This window comes from Streptomyces sp. NBC_00310, assembly GCF_036208085.1.
Taxonomy (GTDB): Bacteria; Actinomycetota; Actinomycetes; order Streptomycetales; family Streptomycetaceae; genus Streptomyces.
The window spans coordinates 5,847,033-5,865,851 of record NZ_CP130714.1; the positions used below are offsets into that span (position 1 = coordinate 5,847,033).

Annotated in this window: 17 protein-coding genes; 6 read left to right on the top strand and 11 right to left on the bottom strand. The window is 72.2% G+C overall.

What is annotated here, in order from left to right; translation table 11 throughout:
- Positions 1 to 71 precede the first annotated feature (71 nt).
- Complete coding sequence (locus tag OG202_RS25685; protein ID WP_328223638.1) at positions 72 to 671, top strand: hypothetical protein; 600 nt, start codon at positions 72 to 74, stop codon at positions 669 to 671.
- A gap of 130 nt (positions 672 to 801) precedes the next feature.
- Here the strand turns inward: OG202_RS25685 and OG202_RS25690 are convergent, their stop codons facing one another.
- Positions 802 to 1,467, bottom strand: a complete 666-nt coding sequence (locus OG202_RS25690; protein ID WP_327728670.1) for a TetR family transcriptional regulator — start codon at positions 1,465 to 1,467, stop codon at positions 802 to 804.
- A gap of 129 nt (positions 1,468 to 1,596) precedes the next feature.
- Here OG202_RS25690 and OG202_RS25695 point away from each other — a divergent pair, with 129 nt between their 5' ends.
- Entirely contained in the window at positions 1,597 to 2,370 is a 774-nt protein-coding gene (locus OG202_RS25695) for a dienelactone hydrolase family protein (protein WP_328223639.1), read from the top strand.
- 287 nt (positions 2,371 to 2,657) lie between these two features.
- Here the strand turns inward: OG202_RS25695 and OG202_RS25700 are convergent, their stop codons facing one another.
- Both OG202_RS25700 and OG202_RS25705 read right to left on the bottom strand, forming a co-directional pair.
- On the bottom strand, positions 2,658 to 3,878 hold the full coding sequence (locus OG202_RS25700) for an alpha/beta hydrolase (RefSeq protein WP_327728669.1): 1,221 nt from the start codon (positions 3,876 to 3,878) through the stop codon (positions 2,658 to 2,660).
- Positions 3,879 to 4,178: 300 nt separating this feature from the next.
- Entirely contained in the window at positions 4,179 to 5,357 is a 1,179-nt protein-coding gene (locus OG202_RS25705) for a cytochrome P450 family protein (protein WP_327728668.1), read from the bottom strand.
- 233 nt (positions 5,358 to 5,590) lie between these two features.
- On the opposite strand from OG202_RS25705, the gene OG202_RS25710 reads away from it, so the two are divergent.
- The gene (locus OG202_RS25710; RefSeq protein WP_327728667.1) at positions 5,591 to 6,292 is read left to right on the top strand and encodes a TetR/AcrR family transcriptional regulator; all 702 of its coding nucleotides are present in this window, start codon (positions 5,591 to 5,593) and stop codon (positions 6,290 to 6,292) included.
- Between the two features lie 60 nt (positions 6,293 to 6,352).
- Here the strand turns inward: OG202_RS25710 and OG202_RS25715 are convergent, their stop codons facing one another.
- Positions 6,353 to 6,553 carry a ferredoxin gene (locus OG202_RS25715; protein WP_328224723.1) on the bottom strand — a complete coding sequence of 67 codons (201 nt, stop codon included), beginning with the start codon at positions 6,551 to 6,553 and terminating at the stop codon, positions 6,353 to 6,355.
- A gap of 32 nt (positions 6,554 to 6,585) precedes the next feature.
- The gene (locus tag OG202_RS25720; RefSeq protein ID WP_405960704.1) at positions 6,586 to 7,872 is read right to left on the bottom strand and encodes a cytochrome P450; all 1,287 of its coding nucleotides are present in this window, start codon (positions 7,870 to 7,872) and stop codon (positions 6,586 to 6,588) included.
- Between the two features lie 160 nt (positions 7,873 to 8,032).
- Between OG202_RS25720 and OG202_RS25725 the strand changes: the two genes are divergently transcribed.
- Entirely contained in the window at positions 8,033 to 8,509 is a 477-nt protein-coding gene (locus OG202_RS25725; RefSeq protein WP_326580268.1) for a MarR family winged helix-turn-helix transcriptional regulator, read from the top strand.
- 147 nt (positions 8,510 to 8,656) lie between these two features.
- Here OG202_RS25725 and OG202_RS25730 read toward each other — a convergent pair whose 3' ends face one another.
- Complete coding sequence (locus OG202_RS25730) at positions 8,657 to 9,772, bottom strand: SCO2400 family protein (RefSeq protein WP_327728666.1); 1,116 nt, start codon at positions 9,770 to 9,772, stop codon at positions 8,657 to 8,659.
- A 385-nt stretch (positions 9,773 to 10,157) separates the two neighbouring features.
- Between OG202_RS25730 and OG202_RS25735 the strand changes: the two genes are divergently transcribed.
- Positions 10,158 to 11,990, top strand: a complete 1,833-nt coding sequence (locus OG202_RS25735) for a lysyl oxidase family protein (protein WP_327728665.1) — start codon at positions 10,158 to 10,160, stop codon at positions 11,988 to 11,990.
- 106 nt (positions 11,991 to 12,096) lie between these two features.
- Here OG202_RS25735 and OG202_RS25740 read toward each other — a convergent pair whose 3' ends face one another.
- Together OG202_RS25740 and OG202_RS25745 are read right to left on the bottom strand one after the other, a co-directional pair.
- A complete protein-coding gene (locus OG202_RS25740) occupies positions 12,097 to 13,578 on the bottom strand; it encodes an MFS transporter (protein WP_327728664.1) in 1,482 nt (493 codons plus the stop codon).
- 141 nt (positions 13,579 to 13,719) lie between these two features.
- Positions 13,720 to 14,985 carry a sensor histidine kinase gene (locus OG202_RS25745; RefSeq protein ID WP_327728663.1) on the bottom strand — a complete coding sequence of 422 codons (1,266 nt, stop codon included), beginning with the start codon at positions 14,983 to 14,985 and terminating at the stop codon, positions 13,720 to 13,722.
- 399 nt (positions 14,986 to 15,384) lie between these two features.
- On the opposite strand from OG202_RS25745, the gene OG202_RS25750 reads away from it, so the two are divergent.
- Positions 15,385 to 15,942, top strand: coding sequence for an isochorismatase family protein (locus OG202_RS25750; protein ID WP_327728662.1), 558 nt, complete (start codon positions 15,385 to 15,387; stop codon positions 15,940 to 15,942).
- A 583-nt stretch (positions 15,943 to 16,525) separates the two neighbouring features.
- Here the strand turns inward: OG202_RS25750 and OG202_RS25755 are convergent.
- From OG202_RS25755 to OG202_RS25765, 3 genes are all read right to left on the bottom strand, one after another.
- Positions 16,526 to 17,005 (bottom strand): hypothetical protein, encoded by a 480-nt coding sequence (locus OG202_RS25755; protein ID WP_328223641.1) that lies wholly within the window; start codon positions 17,003 to 17,005, stop codon positions 16,526 to 16,528.
- Between the two features lie 88 nt (positions 17,006 to 17,093).
- Positions 17,094 to 17,597 (bottom strand): GtrA family protein, encoded by a 504-nt coding sequence (locus OG202_RS25760; protein WP_327728660.1) that lies wholly within the window; start codon positions 17,595 to 17,597, stop codon positions 17,094 to 17,096.
- A gap of 163 nt (positions 17,598 to 17,760) precedes the next feature.
- Complete coding sequence (locus OG202_RS25765) at positions 17,761 to 18,642, bottom strand: PhzF family phenazine biosynthesis isomerase (RefSeq protein ID WP_327732167.1); 882 nt, start codon at positions 18,640 to 18,642, stop codon at positions 17,761 to 17,763.
- Positions 18,643 to 18,819: the final 177 nt, after the last annotated feature.

Below are 18,819 nucleotides of genomic sequence, written 5' to 3' on the forward strand. Positions count from 1 at the left end.
GCTCTCCCGGAACGGGGGTGTAGCCGGCTACACCCCCGTTGGTGTCAGTAGCGCGCAGTACGTTTCCGGCTATGGGCATCTATCTGGTGAGCGTCGGCGCGGAGGACTGGTTCCGTGAGGACGAGGAGGGGCGGGGGCACCTGGCCGCGGCGTTGAACGAGGAGCTGCGGCGGCGGGGGCTGCCGGCCTATACGCCGGTGCCCGGGGGGACGGTCTTCGTCCGTGGATCGGGGCCGGCCTTCGAGGAGAAGCTGGTCCCGCCGATGGACGGGTTCGCCAGGCTGTGCGACGCCGTCCTCACGCGCGCGGAGGCGGAAACCCTCTGCGGCTGGACGGTGTTGGTGCCGATGCCGCTGGAGGAGGACATCTGGATGGACGTCGAGTCCGGCTACGACGCGGGCGACACGGAGCCGACCATGGTCGCCGGCGCTCCTCGGGTGCTGGCCCTCGCGGAGCGGCTGGCGGCGGCCGTCGAACTGCCGCCCGAGACCCCGGAGATGGGCGACAACCTCGGCCTGACCATGTGGTTCCTGGACGGAAAGGCGAAGGAGCTGGCCGCGACCCGGCCGGGCCCCTGGGCCGACGACCTCGACACGGCCTTCTACGTCGCCCTGTACCTGCGCGCCGCCCAGCACTCGATCCGCCGCGGCTGCCCGATGGTCTACTCCTGACGCGGGGCGCGGGCCCGCACCACCCTGCTGCCGGTTCCCCGGTTCCCCGGTTCCCCGGTTCCCCGGTTCCCCGGTTCCCCGGTTCCCCGGTCTCCGGGCCTCCCCAGCCCCGGCCCCGCCCCGGTCCCCGCTAACGCGCCAGCGTCTCGAAGGCCTCGTCCAGGAGGGTGACGAGGTCGAGGTCGCCGTCGGATTCGGTCCAGTGGTCGAGGGCGATGTTGAGGCAGTCGATGGCGGCGGCGGCCCGTACGGTGTCGGCGAGGGCCGGGGCGTCCGAGGAGCCGTGGCGTTCGGCCAGGGCCTGGGCCAGCGAGGGCCGCCAGCCGTGCTGCTTCTCCAGCTGGCGTGCGCAGAGCGCGGGGGTGTCCCGGACGAGCTGGGCGGTGGCGAGGGAACCGACCGGGTCATGGTGGTACCGCTGGATGACCGTGTCCAGCGCCCGCCGCAGCGCCGTCCAGTCGTCCTCGTCGGCGGGGCGGGCGCGCAGTGCGTCGGCGACCCAGGCGCCGTGCGCGTCGAAGGCGCCGAGTACGGCGTCCTCCTTGGTGCCGAAGTAGCGCAGGAACGTGCTCCGGGACACCCCGGCGGCGGTCGCCAGGTCGTCGAGCGTCACCTTGTCGAAGCCGTCGCGAAGGAACAACTCGAAGGCGACCTGGGCGAGTTGGGCCCGTACGGCGGCCCGCGCGATGTCCCTGGTGTTCGTCCGGGCCGGGTCCGTCCTTCTCCCGGACGCCGCGCTCGCCGAGTTCGCCGCGCCCTTCGCGCCCGTACGTGCCGCTCCGCTCTCTTCGCTCACTCCCCGATGCTACCTCCCGGCCGACCCTCGCTTGCGGGTATGGCGCTCGGTGGCTAGCGTGACACTCAGTTTCACCTCTGGATTCTGCTTTTGCTGGCCAACTCGCCCTTCGCACCAGGAAAAGAGCCCATGACCTCCGCCCTGCCCTCCACCTCCGTACACACCTTCGCGACAGACATCCCCACCCCCGACGGGACCGTCGACGCGCATGTCTTCCACCCGGCCGACGGCGGGCCGCACCCCGCCGTCCTCCTCTGCATGGACGCGTTCGGGGTGCGCCCGCATCTCAAGGGGATGGCGGAGCGGCTGGCGGCGGCGGGATACGTGGTCCTGCTGCCGAACGTGCTGTACCGCGGCGGGCGGGCGCCCCTGGTGGAGCTGCCCGCGTTCATCAACCCGGCGGAGCGGCCGGAGATCATCGAGCAGATCCGCCCGGCGACACGGGGGCTGACGCCGGAGGCGGCGATGCGGGACGCGGGGGTCTACCTGGACTGGCTGGCGGCCTCGCCCCTGACGAACGGCGGCCCGGCCGGCGTCACCGGCTACTGCATGGGGGCGGGGCTGGCGCTGCGGACGGCAGGGACGTACCCGGAGCGGGTGGCCGCGGCGGCAGGGTTCCACGGCGCGTACCTCGCGACCGACGCGCCGGACAGCCCCCATCTCCTCGCCGACCGCATCACCGCCGAGCTGTACTTCGGGCACGCGGACAACGACTCCACCAACCCCGCCGACCAGATCGGCCGCCTCGACCGGAGCCTCACCGCCGCGGGCGTCCGCCACCGCGGCGAGGTCTACGCGGGCGCCCACCACGGCTTCACCCAGGCCGACACCGCCATGCACAGCCCCGAGGCGACGGAACGCCACTGGACGGCCCTGCTGGATCTGCTGGCGCGCAACCTCTGAGGGGGACGGGCCGCGGGTACGGGCGAGCCGGGGGCACTGACCGGCATGGGCACTGACGGCATGGGCACTGACCGGCATGGGCACTGACGGCATGGGCACTGACCGGCATGGGCACTGACGGCACGGGCACTGACCGGCATGGGCACTGACCGGCATGGGCACTGACGGCACGGGCACTGACCGGCATGGGCACTGACGGCACGGGTACGGACGGCCAGGGGTACTGAGCCGGGGCCGCGCACGCCGTGGTTGTCGTGCGCGGCCCCACCGCGGTCACCGAGCGGGTGTCACCGCCCGCCGACCACCCTCCCCAAGAACTCCGCCAGGGTGCGCGTGGCCGTGTTGTGGGCCGTGGCGGCGAAGAGCGGGTCGAGGTGGTTCATGCCCTCGTCGGACTCGTACGCGGCGTACGGGATGCGGGACTCGGCGACGACGCGTCGGGCGCTCTCCACGACGGTGCCCTTGGAGTAGCTGGTCTGGAAGGCGTAGAGGGGTATGTCGAGCCCGGGGGCGTGGCGCAGGCGCAGCCCGAGGGACCGGGCGAGGTCGGTGTCGGCGTAGGCGTCGCTGACGTCCAGGTCGACGGAGAGCCGGGCGGGCCAGTACCACTCCCACACCCCGGGCACGGGCCCCGCGTACGCCTCGGCGACCCGCCCGATCGGTGTGATCCCGTCGTCGACCCACCCCCGTACGCCACCGGCGTCGGCGTCGGCTTCGGCGGCGAGGTGCCCGGAGTGGACGCTGATGTCGTTCGGCCAGCCGAAGCCGGCGTCGACGAAGGAGCCGAGGAGCGCGGCGTTCGTCACCGGGAACGGCACCCGCAGTGCCTCGGGCACCCGGTCCTGCAGTACGGACCGCCCCCGGGGGTCGTGATGGGCGTACCACCCGGCGAGCTGGTACCAGATCTGGGTGCTCTCCGCCCGGCTGCCCAGTCCGACCCCGCTGAGCGTCATGTCGAACACCCGCCCGCCGGCGATCGCCGCGAGCCGGTCCCGGACCTCCTCCGGCGAGTCCTGCACGGGCGCCCCGGTCCCCTCGAACGCCCCGCGCACGCCCCCGTCGAGGACCGCCAGCCCCGCGAGATCCCGGTACCCGGGCCGTCCGTCGAAGTCCCAGGCCGCGTACGCCGACGCGGTGGTCGCACCCCAGGAGTGCCCGCCGAGCACGACCCGCCGCCGCCCGCCCGCGCGAGCGGCGAGCACGACGCACCGCAGGTCGTCGAGGGCACGCTCCAGCCCCCACCGCCCGATGAACCCGGCGGCGGCGGGCTCCAGGGACCGATACCGCCCGTCGAGGTAGTACCCGACGGGGTCCCCGCTCCCGCCCCCGAACCCACTTCGGTCGGCGAGGTTCTCCTCGCGCCGGTCGACGGCCCACACCTGAATCCCGGGCACCGAGGCCACCAGATCCCGAGCCATCAGCCGGAAGTCGTTCGCCGCCCCGAACATCCCCGGCACCAACACCACCACGGTCCCCGCGTCCCGCGGCCCCACCTTCAGCACATGCACCCGATCACTCCCGACGGGCCCGCCCCCGGCCCCGACCGCGATCGGCACATACACCTCCCCGCCCCCGCCGACCGACCCACCACGCCCCTGCCCACCGACAGCCGCCCAGGCACTCCGGCCTCCGGCCCCGACCCCGGCCAGAGCCAGCCCTCCGCCCAGCCCACCACGCAACATCGCCCTACGCGCCGGCCACTTCGTCATCTCCGGTCGTCTCCTTGAAAGTTGGGGGGTAACGACACTGGGCCAAGCTTCCTCCGGCGTGCGCAGCGGGCTGTCGCCGGGGCCCAGGTGTCACGGCGATCACCCCAGGCGGACCGGCAGTTCGGGCAGGCCTCTCAGGAGGGTGCTGGTGCGCCAGGTGAGGGCGGACGGGGTGGTGGCGAGGGCGAGGTGGGGGTGGTGTCGGAGGAGGAGGCGTAGGGCGATGGTGGCTTCGGTGCGGGCCAGGGGGGCGCCGAGGCAGTGGTGGAGGCCGTGGCCGAAGGCCAGGTGGGAGGTGGGGCGGCGGGTGAGGTCGAAGCGGTCCGGGGACGGGAAGTGGGCGGGGTCCCGGGAGGCCGCGGCCAGGGAGACCTGGACGGCGTCGCCGGGGGAGACGGGGGTGTCCGCGAGGACCAGGGGTTCGGCGGCGAAGCGCAACACCGTTCCGTGGACGGGGGAGTTGTAGCGGAGGGATTCCTCGATCGCCGCCCCCGTGAGGGTGAAGTCCGCGCGCAGGGAAGCCAGTTGGTCGGGGTGGGTGAGCAGGCTGTGGACGGTCGCCGAGATGAGGTTGACCGTCGTCTCGTGGCCCGCGACCAGGATCAGGAAGGCCATGCCCAGGAGTTCTTCGGGGGAGAGGGACTCGGTGTCCGTCGCCGCCAGTTCGCTCAGCAGGGTCTCGTCCGGCATCGCGCGTTTTCGGGCTATCAGGTCCGTCAGGTAGTCGGTGAGTGCCGCGGCCGCTCCTGCCGCCGCCTCCGGTGACGTCGGCATCACCAGCTCAGTCGACCAGTCGTGGAAGACGTCCCGGTCGGTGTCGGGGATGCCGAGGATCTCGCAGATCACGGCCACCGGGAGCGGCAGCGCGTACCGGCTCACCAGGTCGGCCGTGCCCTCGGCGGGCAGTTCCGCCAGCAGGTCGGTCGCCATCTCCTCGATCCGGGGGCGTAAGGCCGCCGTCCGGGCGGGCGTGAAGTGCGCGGCGACCGACCGGCGCAGGCGGCTGTGCTGCGGCGGGTCGCTCTGGAGCATGTTGACGCCGATGGCGTGGCCGCCGTCGGTGTCCCAGGCGGAGTGGCGGATGTCGTTGCTCAGCCGGGCGTCCGTCAGCGCGGCCCGCGCGGCGTCCCGGCCCACCACCAGCCAGCAGTCACCCGTCTGCGGGAGATGCACCCGGTGCACGGGGCCCTTCGCGCGCAGAGCCGCGTAGACCGGGTAGGGGTCGGTCGCGAAGTCGTGGCCGGCGGGGGCCAATTCGTCCAGCGTGGGTGCTCGCATGGTCCGGTCGTCGCCTTTCGGTTCGCGGAGGGAGGGAGAGAGGGAGCGGCGGCTGTTTCGTGGCGGCCGTGGGTGGTGGGCCGTCGGTGGGCCGTCGGTGGGCCGGGGGTCACCGGTTCCGGCCCGTCAGCCGTGCGGGAGCTATTCGGGGAGTGGTCCCCGTTTTGTCGCTCGACGATAACATCGGGGCATCGACGCCGGGGAGCAGTCCCCGCTTATCGCGGAGGATCAGGATGACCGTCGGTGCGGGCCGTGCGGGCCGTGCGACACCGCCGCCACGGCGGCGTGACGCGCAGCGCAACTGGGAGCTGCTGGTGGCGGCGGCCCACGAGGTGTTCACCGAGCAGGGCCTGGAAGCGCCGCTGGATGTGATCGCGCGCCGGGCGGGGGTGGGGAACGCGACCCTCTACCGGCACTTCCCGAGCCGTGCCACCCTCATCGACGCCGTCTTCCACGACCAGCTCACGGGCACGATGGCCGTCGGGGACCGGGTCCGGAACGCGCCGGACGCCTGGACCGGGCTGAACGAATACCTCGGGGCGGTCTTCGACACACTGGCGGCGGACCGGGGCACGAACGACCTCATGACCACGCATGTGCGGGGTGTCGACGTCCTGGAGGACGTGCACGCGCACAATCGGCGCACCGTGGAGTTCCTGCTGGGGCGCGGCCGCGACGAGGGGACGGTCCGTGCGGACGTCACCACCGAGGACGTCCTCTTCGCCCTCGCCGCCCTCGGCCGCGCCGTCCCCGCCCTCACCGCCGCGACCACCCCCGACGCCTGGCGCCGCCCCCTCGCCCTCCTCCTCGACAGCCTCCGCCCGCCCCGGTCCACGGCCACACCATCGCCGCCCCTGCCCGAGCCGCCCCTCACCGCCGAGCAACTCGGTGAGGTGCTGGCGGAGTTGGGGCCGCATCGGGCGGCGAGGGGATGAGGGGACCGACTCACGCACCGGCGGGCCGATGGCTCACGCCTCTCACACCTCTCACGCCTTTCACGCCTCGTCGTCGACGGTGATCGCCGCCGCCGGGCAGACCGCCGCCGCCTCGCGGACGGCCGGGTGGTGCGGCGGGGGCGGGGTCGCGTCGAGGAGTACGACGATGCCGTCCTCGTCGCGTTGGTCGAAGACCTCGGGGGCGATCAGGACGCATTGGCCGGCGCCGCAGCATTTCGTCTCGTCGACGTGGACCTTCATCAGGCCTCCCTTCTTCACCAGACCTCCCTTCTTCACCAGCGCACCGGCACCTCGCGCAGGCCGCCGACGAGGAGGCCTTCGACCTTGCGCAACTCGTCTACGGGTACGGCGAGTTCGAGGGTGGGGAGTTTGCGGAGGAGGACGTCGAGGACGACCTGGAGCTCGGTGCGGGCGAGGGCCTGGCCGAGGCAGGAGTGGGGCCCGGCACCGAACGTGAGGTGGGGGTTGGGGCTGCGGGTCAGGTCCATCTCGGCGGGGGACGTGAACACGCGGTCGTCCCGGTTGGCGGAGGACATGCCGCAGAACACCGTGGTGCCGCCGGGCAGCAGTTCCCCGTCGAGGTCCACGTCCTCGCTCAGATAGCGCCGCATCCCGAAACCACCGAGGTTGGCGTCGAAACGCAGTACCTCCTCCACCGCCGTACGGACGAGGGAGGGATCGGCGAGCAGCTGCTCCCACCGGCTCCGGTCCGCCAGCAGCAGTGCGGCCATCTTGCCGATCATGTTCGCGGTGGTCTCGTGGCCGGCCACCAGCAACCCCATGCCGGTGGCGAGGAGTTCGGCGTCGGTGAGCCGTTCGGCCTCCGGCAGCGCGGTGCTCTCCGCGATCAGCATGCTGAGCAGGTCCTCGCCCGGCGCGGCACGCTTCGCCGCGACGAGGTCGGACATGTACCGCGCGAACTCCGTGAACGCCGCCCCCGTCTCCTCCTTCGAGAAGCGGCTGACGTTCAGGAACGCGTCGGACCAGTGCGAGAAGCGGTCGCGGTCCTCGGCCGGGGCGCCGAGCAGGTCGCAGATGACGTAGACCGGGAGCGGGAAGCCGAGGGCCGCCTTGAGGTCGGCGGGCTGCCCGCGCTCGATCATGTCGTCGAGCAGGGACTCGGCGACCCTCGCCATGCCGGGGCGCAGGGCCGCCATGCGTTTCGCGGTGAAGTACCGGCCGACCTGGCGCCGCCAGCGCAGATGGGGCTCGCCGGTCTCCGGGATCGCCAGCGTGTACTCGGGGGACGCGTCGGCCGCGACACCGCCTGCGCCGTCGGCGGAGAGCCGCGCGGTGTCGTCCCCGGCGCGCGGACGGGAGAAACGGGGATCGGAGAGGAGGGCGCGGACGTCGTCGTAACGGCTCACGAACGTCGCCCGGTCGCCGCTCGGCAGCTCGACCGTGGCCACCGGGCACCGCGCCCGCAGCCGCTCCCACGCGGCGGGCGGGTCCAGGGGGCCGTCGCTGGTCATCGGCAGCCGGACCACCTCGTCGTCCGGGCCCGTGCCGGTCCGGTCCTGGTTGTCCTGGTTGTTCCTGCTCGTCTCGACCTGGCTCATCGCGGCATCTCCTGGTGGGGGGGGAGGGGAGGGAGACGGAAATGCACGCTACACAGGTAGTGCATCGTGCATCAATGGTGCATCATGCACTCTCCCTGCATGGCGCAATCTCGACGTAGGGTGAGGGGCCCATGGAGGCCGCACAGCCAGGAGGAGACCGGTGGATGCCCGAGAGGCGGGGGAGCGCATCGAGCGGGAGCTGCTGATCCTGACGCGGAACCGCGAGACGTCGACGCCCCGTGGTGTCCGCGACGGCGGTGCCCTGGACCGCAGCGCCTATGTGCTGCTCAGCAGGCTGGAGGCCCAAGGGCCCATGTCCATCCCGGACTTCGTGGAGGCGTTCGGGTTCAACGCGTCCACGTTCACCCGGCAGACCTCGGCGCTCCTGCGGGACGGCCTGGTGGAGCGGACCCTCGACCCCGACGGGGGAGTGGCCCGCAAGTTCCGTGTCACCGACAAGGGGTCGACGCGTCTCGCCGAGCAGCGCGAGGAGTTCGTCGCCGGCCTCACCGGCGTCATCGCCGACTGGCCCGCCGAACGCCTCCAGCGCTTCGTCGCCGACCTGGAGCAGTTCAACACCGACATCGAACGCGTCAGCGGACGTTCTTGGCCACGCCCGATGGCCGACGAACACTGACGGCGAAGACCGCGGGCGACCGCTGAGGGCGAGCGCCGACGGCTGACGGGCGAGCGCCGACGGCTCGGGGGACGGGCTGACCGCCGACGGGACGGGGAGGGGCTGACCGCCGGAGCGGCGGTCAGCCCGGGTGCGTCCGGTCCTGCGTCAGCTCACGCACACGATCCCGAGCAGGCAGAGCCCCGAAGGCGACGTCGTCGCCGTGTCGGAGCTCGAACCGTCTGACGTGTCCGAGCCCGTGCCGGTGCCCGAGCCCGTGTCCGAGCCGGAGTCGTTGCCGCTTCCCGAGCCCGAACCATTGCCGGTGCCGGTGTCCGAGCCGGTGCCCTGGCCCGTGTCGGCCGAGGAGTCGGAGTCGTCCGTGGCCGGGGGCGTGGTCGTCTCGTCCGTCGGGGTGCCGGTGGCGGCGTCGGTGCCCGTCCTGCCGGTGCCGGAGGAGCCGGACCGCGACCCCTGAGCGGGCGGCGTGGCCGAGGCCGTACGGGGGGAATTGGCGTGGTCCGTACGGGCGTTCGGCTTGTCCGCGGCGGAGCGGTCGCGCGAGGTGTCGCCGGACGGGGACCACGTCCTGGGGGTGTCCGAGGTGCGCTTGGCGTCGTCGGTCTCCGTCGCCGGCGTACGGCCGCGCTGCGAGCCCTGTTCCTCGACGGAGCCCAGGCTCTCGGCGTCCGGGGCCGTGGCCGCCTGGGTGCGGTCGGTGGACTGCCGGTCCATCCCCATGACGGTCAGTCCGCCGCCGACCAGCGCGACGGCGGTCGCGACCACGGCCCGGCGCTGGTTCTTCTTCCACCGCGCCAACTGGCGCCGCCGCGCGGCCCGCCCCTGCGGCGCCACCGGAACACCTTCGACGTCCACGTCAACGTCCATGTCCAGGTCGGCGTCTGCGTCGGCGTCGATGTACCCGCTGCCGGACATCGCCCCTACCGTCGGGAGCCCCTTCGTCGGAGACCCGTCCGTCGGAGACCCGTCCGCCGGGAACCCCTCCACCGGCGCCCCGTCCGCCGGGAACCCCTCCACCGGCGCCGCGTCGTGCCAACCGTCGCCCGCCCGCACCCCGTACTCCCAGGTCGCCGCCGGCACCGGTGCGGCCGGTGTCGTCGGAGGCAGCGGGATCATCACCGACCCGGTCGTCGTCCCGGCCGACCGGGACGGGGCGACGCGGCTGTCGATCGTGGTCGGGGCTATGTCGGGCGCGTAGGCGCCGCAGCCGGGGCACACGAGGGCGCCGTTGAGATGTCGGCGACATGAGGAGCAGTAGTCCATCGAGGTCTTCCTGTGTTGGCATGCCGTCGACCCGCCGGGCCGCGGCCCGGTCACGTTCGCACGTGGGATCGAGCGGATCGAGCGGTCAGCAACGCTAACGAGCCATTCTCAGGGCTGTGTGCAGGCTGTGTGACGCTCCTGCGTGGATCCGCCGGGGACTTGGAGCCCGTTTCGCAGGGATGTGCCGGCATGTGTTTGACGCGTGCTCGCCACTCCTTGCGTCGAATTCCGCCTCAACAGGCAACCCGTGCACACCATTTACCAATCTCACAGGGTGCTCACAGGGCGACCGGGGCGAGTCCGGCCCGGGCCGAGGCGTGTTGGGGTGCGCCCGTGCCGTCGGCCGGCCGTCGTCCGTGGGCTGTCCAGTCCGATGCCTCTGACCATGGCACTCGCAGACGAGGAACCGATGACCAACCAGATGAACAGCCCGAACAGCCCGAACAGCCCGAACAGTCCGGAGACCGGCGGGGCGGCCGAGGGGGCGACCGGCCCCACGGGCGGTCGGGACCGCCGCAGCCGCCTGAAGCGGCCGGGCCTCGCCGCCCTGGCGTCGCTCACCGTGGTGGCCGCCGTCGCCGGAGCCGCGCCCGGAGCCGGTGCCGCGCCCGCCGCGACACCCGGCAAGCCGCAGCTCAAGCTGATCGCCGCGTCGAACTCCGTGACGCTCACCCGCTACGAGTGGGACGCGGGTGTCCAGCTGCAGCTGGGGACGTATGTCTCGGTCGACAACGCGCCCCTGGAGTTCCAGGTGACGCGGAAGTCGTACAAGGACCCGATCGTCGCCAAGCAGATCCTCCGCGACGGCAAGACCACGAAGACGAAGACCCTGCCGGCGGGCACCGTCGACGACTTCTCCGGGCTGAAGGGCTTCCTGGAGGTCTCGGTCAAGAACGCGGCGGGGGAGGAGGTCGCGACGAGCGACGGCAACTTCTGTCCGAACAACGCCTCGGGCCGGATCCGCCCGGACGCCCCGGCGACCAACCACTATCCGCAGAGCTGCCCCACCAACCCGTGGACGCTCGGCTCGGTGTGGGGCGTCGAGAAGGGCTGGGCCACCAACACCACCAACTGGGACTACGACAAGACGGTGGACCTGCCGGTGGGCGAGTACACCGCCGAGGTGGGGGTGGCGAAGAAGTACCGCGACCTGTTCGGCATCCCCGACGACCGGCCGACCATCAAGGTGACCGTGCGGGAGGAGACCGAGGAGGGCGAGGGCGCGGGCGCGGGCCTGACCACGTCGAAGTCCTCGTCGTCCTCCGCCCACCACGGCGGTGGGCACGGCGGCGGCCACGCCGCGCCGTCGGCCCCGGCCGGTCAGCCGGCCCAGGACAATCACCACTACGGCCCGCGCGGCGCCGACGCCCCGACGCCCCCCGAGCTGTCCTACGCCCTGCAGGACCGGGGGCTGGCGAACCACCTGGGCGACGGCACCGGCCACACCGACGGCTCCCGTATCGCTCCCGCCCTGAAGGCCGCCCCCAAGCGGCCCACCGGCAAGGCGGGCGCCCCGGCGAAGACCCCCAAGCCGGACCTGCGGTCGCTGCCCGCCTGGGACATCGCCATCACCGACGGCGAGGACGGCGACGTAGCCGGCAAGGACTACCTCGCCTTCAGCGCGAACGTCTGGAACGCGGGCCCCGCGCCCCTCGTCGTCGACGGTTTCCGCAAGCCGGGCGCCGACCTGATGGACGCGTACCAGTACTTCTACGACGCCGACGGCAAGCAGGTCGGCTACACCCCCACCGGCACCATGGAGTGGGACCCGCGCGAGGGCCACGAGCACTGGCACTTCACGGACTTCGCCAGCTACCGCCTGCTCAGCGAGGACCAGACCAAGGAGGTGCGCTCCGGCAAGGAGGCGTTCTGCCTGGCCAACACCGACGCCGTCGACTACACGGTGAAGAACGCCAACTGGCACCCGGAGAACACCGACCTGTCCACCGCGTGCGGTTCGCAGGACGCCATCTCCGTGCGTGAGGTCCTCGACGTCGGCTCCGGCGACACGTACACCCAGTACCGTCCCGGCCAGTCCTTCGACGTCACCGACCTGCCGAACGGCACGTACTACATCCAGGTCATCGCCAACCCGGAGAACCGTCTCCAGGAGACCAACCACAAGAACAACATCGCCCTCCGCAAGGTGATCCTGGGCGGCGACCCGGGCAAGCGCACGGTCCAGGTGCCGCCGCACGAGCTGGTCGACGCGAAGTAGCCGGAGCTTCGCCGACGAGACGGCAACGAACCCCCAGGCCCTGGGCCTGGGGGTTTCGCTGTGTGGGGAGTGTGCCGTGTGGGGGTGCGGCGCTGGGCGGGGGGTGCTATGCCTTCGCCCCGGCGACCTCCGCCCGCTCCGCCGGGCCCTCGGGGGCCGGTGCCTGGACGGCCGCGCGGCGCTTCGGGATGAAGGAGGCGAGGAGGAAGGCGAGGAGGGCGGCGCCGGCGCCGATCGCCATGACGACCTTGAAGCCGTTCTCGGAGGGGAGGGCGTAGCCGCCGAAGTCGGTGGTCATCTGGGCGAGGATGACGCCGGCGAGGGCGCTGGCGAACGAGGTGCCCAGCGAGCGCATCAGCGTGTTGAGGCTGTTGGCGGCGGCCGTCTCGGACTCCGGCACGGCACCCATGATCAGGGCGGGCATCGCGCCGTAGGTGAAGCCGACACCGCCGCCGATGACGCAGGAGACCAGGACGAGGTGCCAGACCTCGCTCATCAGGACGATGTTGAGGCCGTAGCCGGCGGCGACGATCAGGGCGCCGGCCATCAGCGTCACCTTCGGCCCCTTGGCCTTGGTGAGCGCCGCGGACACGGCGGACATGGCCATCATCACCAGACCCTGCGGGGCCAGCACCAGACCGACGGTCATCATGGACCTGCCGAGGCCGTAGCCGGTCTGTTCGGGCAGCTGGAGCAGCTGCGGCAGGACCAGTGACATCGCGAACATCGAGAAGCCGAGCGCGATCGAGGCCAGGTTGGTGAACAGCACCTGCGGCCGGGCGGTGGTCCGCAGATCGACCAGCGGCTGCCTCGCCCGCAGTTCGTAGACGCCCCACGAGGTGAGGATCACGACCGCGGCGGCGAACAGTCCCAGCGTCGTCCCGCTCGTCCAGCCCCAGTCGCCGCCCTTGGAGACGGCCAGCAGCAGCGAGACCAGTCCGGCGGACAGCCCGAGTGAACCGACCAGGTCGAAACGGCCGCCGGTGCGCACCTTCGACTCGGGTACGACCATCAGGACCAGCAGGAAGGACAGGGCGCCCAGGGCGGCGGAGGTCCAGAACAGGAGGTGCCAGTCCCAGTTGTCCGCGATGAACGCGGCGGCGGGCAGACCGAGGGCGCCGCCGACACCGAGGGAGGCGCTCATCAGGGCGGTGGACCCGGCGAGGCGCTCGGCGGGCAGCACGTCCCGCATGACGCTGATGCCGAGCGGGATGACGGCGGCGGCCAGCCCCTGCAGACCCCGGCCGATGATCATCGGGACGAGCGAGTCGGCCAGGGCGCAGACCACCGAGCCGGACACCAGCAGCACGATGCTGAGCAGCAGCATCCGCCGCTTGCCGAACATGTCACCGAGCCGTCCCACGACCGGTGTCGCCACGGCGGCGGCGAGCAGGGTGGCGGTCACCGCCCAGGCGGTGTCCGAGGCCGGCGCGTCCAGCAGCTTCGGCAGCTCCGGCACGATCGGGATGACCAGCGTCTGCATCAGCGCGACGACGATCCCGGCCAGCGCCAGCACCGCCACCACGGCGTTCGGCCGCGGCGGGGTACCGGACCCCGCGTCGGCGGGTCGGGCAAGGGGGTGGGACATGGCGTGCCTCCGACGGGAGCGAGGGATGGGGAAGAAGGGGAGGAAGCCGTCAGGCACTCCCTTTGCTTGACTTACTCAACCATAAGTCGATTGCTTGACTTACGCAAGTTACTTTTTCTCGTGGAGATCCCGATCTCCCCGTCAGCCGGGCAGCGGCAGCTCGGCGACCACCTCGAAGCCGCCGTCGGGCCGCGGTCCGACCCGAAGGCGCCCGCCCGCCGAGTGGGCACGCTCGCGCATGCCGAGAAGGCCGTATCCGCCGCCGGGGGAGGGGGCCGCGGATCCGGTCGTGTCCTGGCCGGTGCCGCGGCCGGCGGTGCCGTTGGAGACGGTGAGGCGGAGCTGCTTCGAGGTGTAGGCGAGGCGGACCTCGGCGGTGCGGGTGGCCGCGTGTTTGGTGACGTTGGTGAGGGCCTCCTGGACGATGCGGTACGCGGTGAGCTCGGCGCCGGCGGACAGCGGCCGGGGCTCTCCCTCGCCGGCCACGGTGACCGTGAGCCCGGCGTTTTCGAACGAGGCTGCCAGTTCCTGGAGTTGGGCGAGACCGGGCGTGGACCCGGCGGGCTCGTCGTCGTCGCCCTCGGCGCGCAACAGCCCGACGGTGGCCTTGAGTTCGCGAAGGGCCGAGGTCGTGGTCCCGGCCAGTTCGGCGACGAGCCGCTCCGCCTCCTCAGGCCGGGTCCGTACGAACCGGCCCACCGCGCCGGCCTGGAGGTGGGCCAGCACGAGGTGGTGGGCGACGACGTCATGCAGATCCCGCGCGATCCGCATCCGCTCCTCGGCGACCCGCCGCTTGGCCTCCTCGTCCCGGGTCCGCTCGGCATGCTCGGCCCGCGCCTGCACCGCCTCCACGTACGCCCCGCGCAGGCGCGTCACCGTGCCGAGCGAGGTCGGCAGCAACAGCCAGGCCGTCGGCCCGATCAGCTTCAGCACCCACGGCTCCCCGTCGGGCCCCGCGAACAGCCCCGTCGCCACCAGCATCGCGATACCGGTGACGGTGAAGCAGTTGGCCGTCCTCCGGTTCGTCCGCACCGCCAGCGAGTGCAACGCGACCATCAACGGCGCCAGCAGCAGAACGGTGAGCAGGTAACCGAGCGCGCACGCCGTGATCGCGGCCCCGAGGGTCACCACCGCCGTCGTGCGCGGGCGATCGCGCCGCCACAGCAGAGCCACGCACGACACCCCGGCCAGCACCACGCCCGGCCACCACGGCACCCCCAACCCCTGCCCGGGCCACGCGATCAGACTCCCGGGGAACGCGCAGGCGAAGAGGGCGGTGGCGAGGGTGGCGTCGGCAGCCCGGCGGAGGCCTTGGGGGGCGGCCCGGTGCGGGTGGTCGGTGGTGGGGGTGCGGGTGGATGCGGAGGGATGGGGGCTCGCCGCGGGAGGGATTCTGGAGGGGTCCATGGCGGGTGAGGTCCTGTCCGAGTCGTCGTCGGTTTCCGTGCCGGTGCCGGTGCCGGTGCCGGTGCCGGTATCGGGTCGGTGGCAGGGCGGTGTCGATACCGACAGGCCCGGCGGCGGAATGGGGGGAGTGTTCCGGCCGCCGGGCCGCCGATCGCGCCGTGCCCCGTCCCCACGGGTCCGGCGCGCTGGGGCCGCCTCCGCTCTTGGCGACCCCGGTCCATGGGCTCGGCGTGCTCGACCGGGCCCCTTCTGATTGCTTGACTTACGCAATCACAATCGACTTACTTAAGTCAAGCAATCATCTGTCGGTGGCTCGCGGGAGGCCTTCCCGGCTGTCGATGTCAGTGGGTGGGGCTAGCGTGTGTGAGACGTCAATCCGGCACGCTTCAGGGGGACACCGTGACCACACTCGAAGGCCGCCCGAACACCGCACTCCTCGTCGTCGATGTGCAGCGCGACGTCGTACAGGAGGCCCACCAGCGCGACACGGTCGTCGCGAACGTGGCCGCGCTGGTCGAAGGGGCACGGCGGGGCGGGGTCCCCGTCGTCTGGGTGCAGCATTCCGACGAGGGCCTTGTGGAGGGGAGCGACGGCTGGCGGATCGTCCCCGAGCTGACCCCGGGCGATACCGAACCGCTCGTCCACAAGAGCTACGGCGACTCCTTCGAGGACACCACCCTTGAGGCCGTGCTCGCGGGTCTCGGGGTCGGCCGGCTCCTCGTCACCGGCGCGGAGACCGACGCCTGCATCCGCTCGACGCTCCATGGCGCGCTCGTCAGGGGATACGACGCGACGCTGGTCGGCGACGCCCACACCACCGGCGACAAGTCGGCGTGGGGTGCGCCGTCCCCGGACCAGGTCATCGCCCACACGAACCTGTACTGGACCTACCAGAAGGCGCCGGGGCGGACGGCCGGGACCGTCGAGACGAAGGACGTGGACTTCGGCGGGTTCTGACAGCACTGGGCTCAGCCGTGGGTGGGCACCAGGCGCATCACGCCCACCCACGTCTCCTCGCTCGTCCAGGTGAGGACGGCCCGAACGCTCCAGTGACACCTCGGCCGGCTGTCGGTCGACCCGGCCGAGGACGAGGGCCGTATCGGTCTACCGGCCGCGTCGACCGGCCGGATCCTCGCCGTCCCGATCCGCCGACGGCCCCGCTGGCCCGGCTCGGCGTCGGTCTGTGGCTCGCGGGTGCCCAGTGCCTGCGAAGGTGATCCAAAAAGTGTCGCGGGCGGTGTCGACGAGGTACCAGATGCGGCCGCTGCCGGTCACCTCGATCTGCCACTGTTCGCAGGTCTGTCCGCGGTGGGTGCCATGTGCCAGGCCGCCCTTGAGTCGGTGGTGCCGGGATGACTCGGCGGCCGGTCTGGGGGCGGTGCGCATGGTGATCCAAGCGCGGTAGGTGTTCTCGCGGGCCTGTTGGGCCAGGCTCTCCCAGCCTTTGGCCGAGGCCGCGTCCGCGAACCGGACGTCCCAGTGGCCGTCCGGTGCCGGGGGCGCGGCACGGTCGCCGCGGCCCGCGGCCCGCGGCCCGCGGTCACGCGACGTCCCGCGGGTCGGGTGCCGGTCCGTAGTCCTCGTCGTGGTCCCTGGTCAGGGCGGCCGGCAGCTCGGGGTCGGAGTAGACCTCAGCGGTGTGCTGCCAGGCGATGAGCAGCTGGGCGACGGACGCGCTGTTGCCGAGCGAGTCGGCGGCGCGCATGGTGTCGACCAGTTCGACGGCGAAAGCGTGGAGATCGGTGTCGGGCAGGAAACGGACCCACGGGAAGGCGTCCGGCAGTATGTCGAGGAGCAGTTCCATGCTGCCGGGCTCCCGGCGTGCCATCGCGGCCAGCATCCGGGTGGCGGCCGACACCACGGTCTGGTCCTGCTCGGCCCGCGCCGCGGTGGTGAGGACCAGATCCTCGCCGTCTCTGCGGTGCAGGAGCAACCTCGGCGATTCCTGGAGCCGGGCAAGCGTCTTTCTGTTCCTGTTCACCAGCTCGGAGAAGTTCACGGCTGCGTTCTCGATGGTCACGACTTTGAAACTACTTCGAAACTCGCCCTGGCGCCATCACTCGAAAGGCTGGCCGGCGCCGTTCGTTCGAGCAGTGCACAACCTTCTCCTACGCCAGGGTCAGTGTGGGCAAAGGTGCCGACTTGGTCGGCATGCGGAGCTGCGGGCCGGGCGCGGGTGTCGCGTTGCGGCCGCGGTCCGCGGCGAAGACGACCAGCCGGAGGATCAGGAAGCGGGCTGTACCGGCGAGGCCGGAGGCGCTCAGGTAGACGATCTGTTCCGTCAGTGTGCCGGGGGAGGTCTGTGCGGCGTGGAGGGCGAGCATCGCGGCACTCGTCGCGACGTACGCGGCGGCGGCCGAGCCCGCTGACTGCCAGTGCTGGCGCCAGCCGGGCCGGTGGGCGGCGCCGAAGGTGAAGCGGGCGTGGAGTTCGGTGCCGAGGAGGGTGGAGGCGATGGTGATGATCGCGTTGGCCACAGCCCAGGGCATCGAGTCGGCGAGGAGGGCCACCGCGCCGCTGGACAGGAGACCGACGCCGCCGCCGAACAGTACGAAGCGGGCGAACGAGGCGAGGGGGCCCGGGCCCGCGGGGGTCTGGGGCGCGTCGTCCATGGCGGTCTCCGTCCGCTCCGTGTGTCGCGGCTCGGGGGAGGGCGGCACTAGTTTGCTTAACTCACTCAACTATATAGATTTGCTTGAGTTAGGCAAGTACTCCGTTCGGAGTAGTCGGAAGTAGAGGGGGAGTGCGTTCGGAGGAGGTCCGTGACGCGTGTGCCTACTCGATCGGGACGGCCTGGCCGGTGACCCGGGTGCGGGGGTCCTGGGGTGACACGTCGATCCGCAGGTCGCTGGGGCGGCCCATGTCCTCGCCCTGGCGGATCGTGAGGGTGGTCGGGGCGGTGACCAGGCCGAGAGCGCGGAGGTAGCCGCCGAAGGCCGCTGCCGCAGCGCCCGTCGCCGGGTCCTCCACGACACCGCCCACGGGGAACGGGTCGCGGGCGTGGAAGTGGTCCGGGGACTCGCGCCACACCAGGTGGACGGTCGTCCAGTCGTGTCGCCGCATGACCTTGGCGAGGCCGTCGAAGTCGTAGTCCAGGTCCGCGAGGCGTGCGCGGGAGCCGGCGGCCAGGACCAGGTGGTCGTTGCCGCCGAAGGCCACGTGCGGCGGCAGCGCCGGGTCGAGGTCGTCGGGGGACCAGCCGAGGGTCTTCAGGGTCGCGTCCAGTTCGGGGCCCGTGGCGGGGCGGGAGCGGGTCGGCACGCTGGTGAGGGTGGCGCGGGCCGTGCCGTCGGCGGCGTCGACCGTGGTCGCGACGGGGATCTCGCCCGCGAGGGTGTCGAGGAGGACCTCGCCGGGGCCCAGCCGCTCGGCGAGCGCCACGGCCAGGGCGACGGTCGCGTGCCCGCAGAAGGCCACCTCGGCGAGCGGGCTGAAGTAGCGCACCCGGAACCGGCGCGCCGTCTCGTCGGCGGCGGTGACGAAGGCCGTCTCGGAGTAGCCCACCTCGGCGGCGATCGCGAGCATCGTCGCGTCGTCGAGGCCGGAGGCGTCGAGCACCACCCCGGCCGGGTTGCCGCCCGCCGGGTCATGGGTGAAGGCCGAGTAGCGCAGGGTCTCGGGGCGCGGCGGCCCGGCCGACGGCCGGGGGCGGCTCATGGGGCTCGTTCCGTTCGCGTCGTCGGTCGTGACTTCGGTCGCCTCGTCGGTCATGTCGTCGGTCGTGTCTTCGGTCGCCTCGTCGGTCATGTCGTCGGTCGTGTCTTCGGTCGCTTCGTCGGTCATGTCGTTGGTCATGTTGTTGGTCATGGCTCCACGCTGTCACCGCGTGGCGAT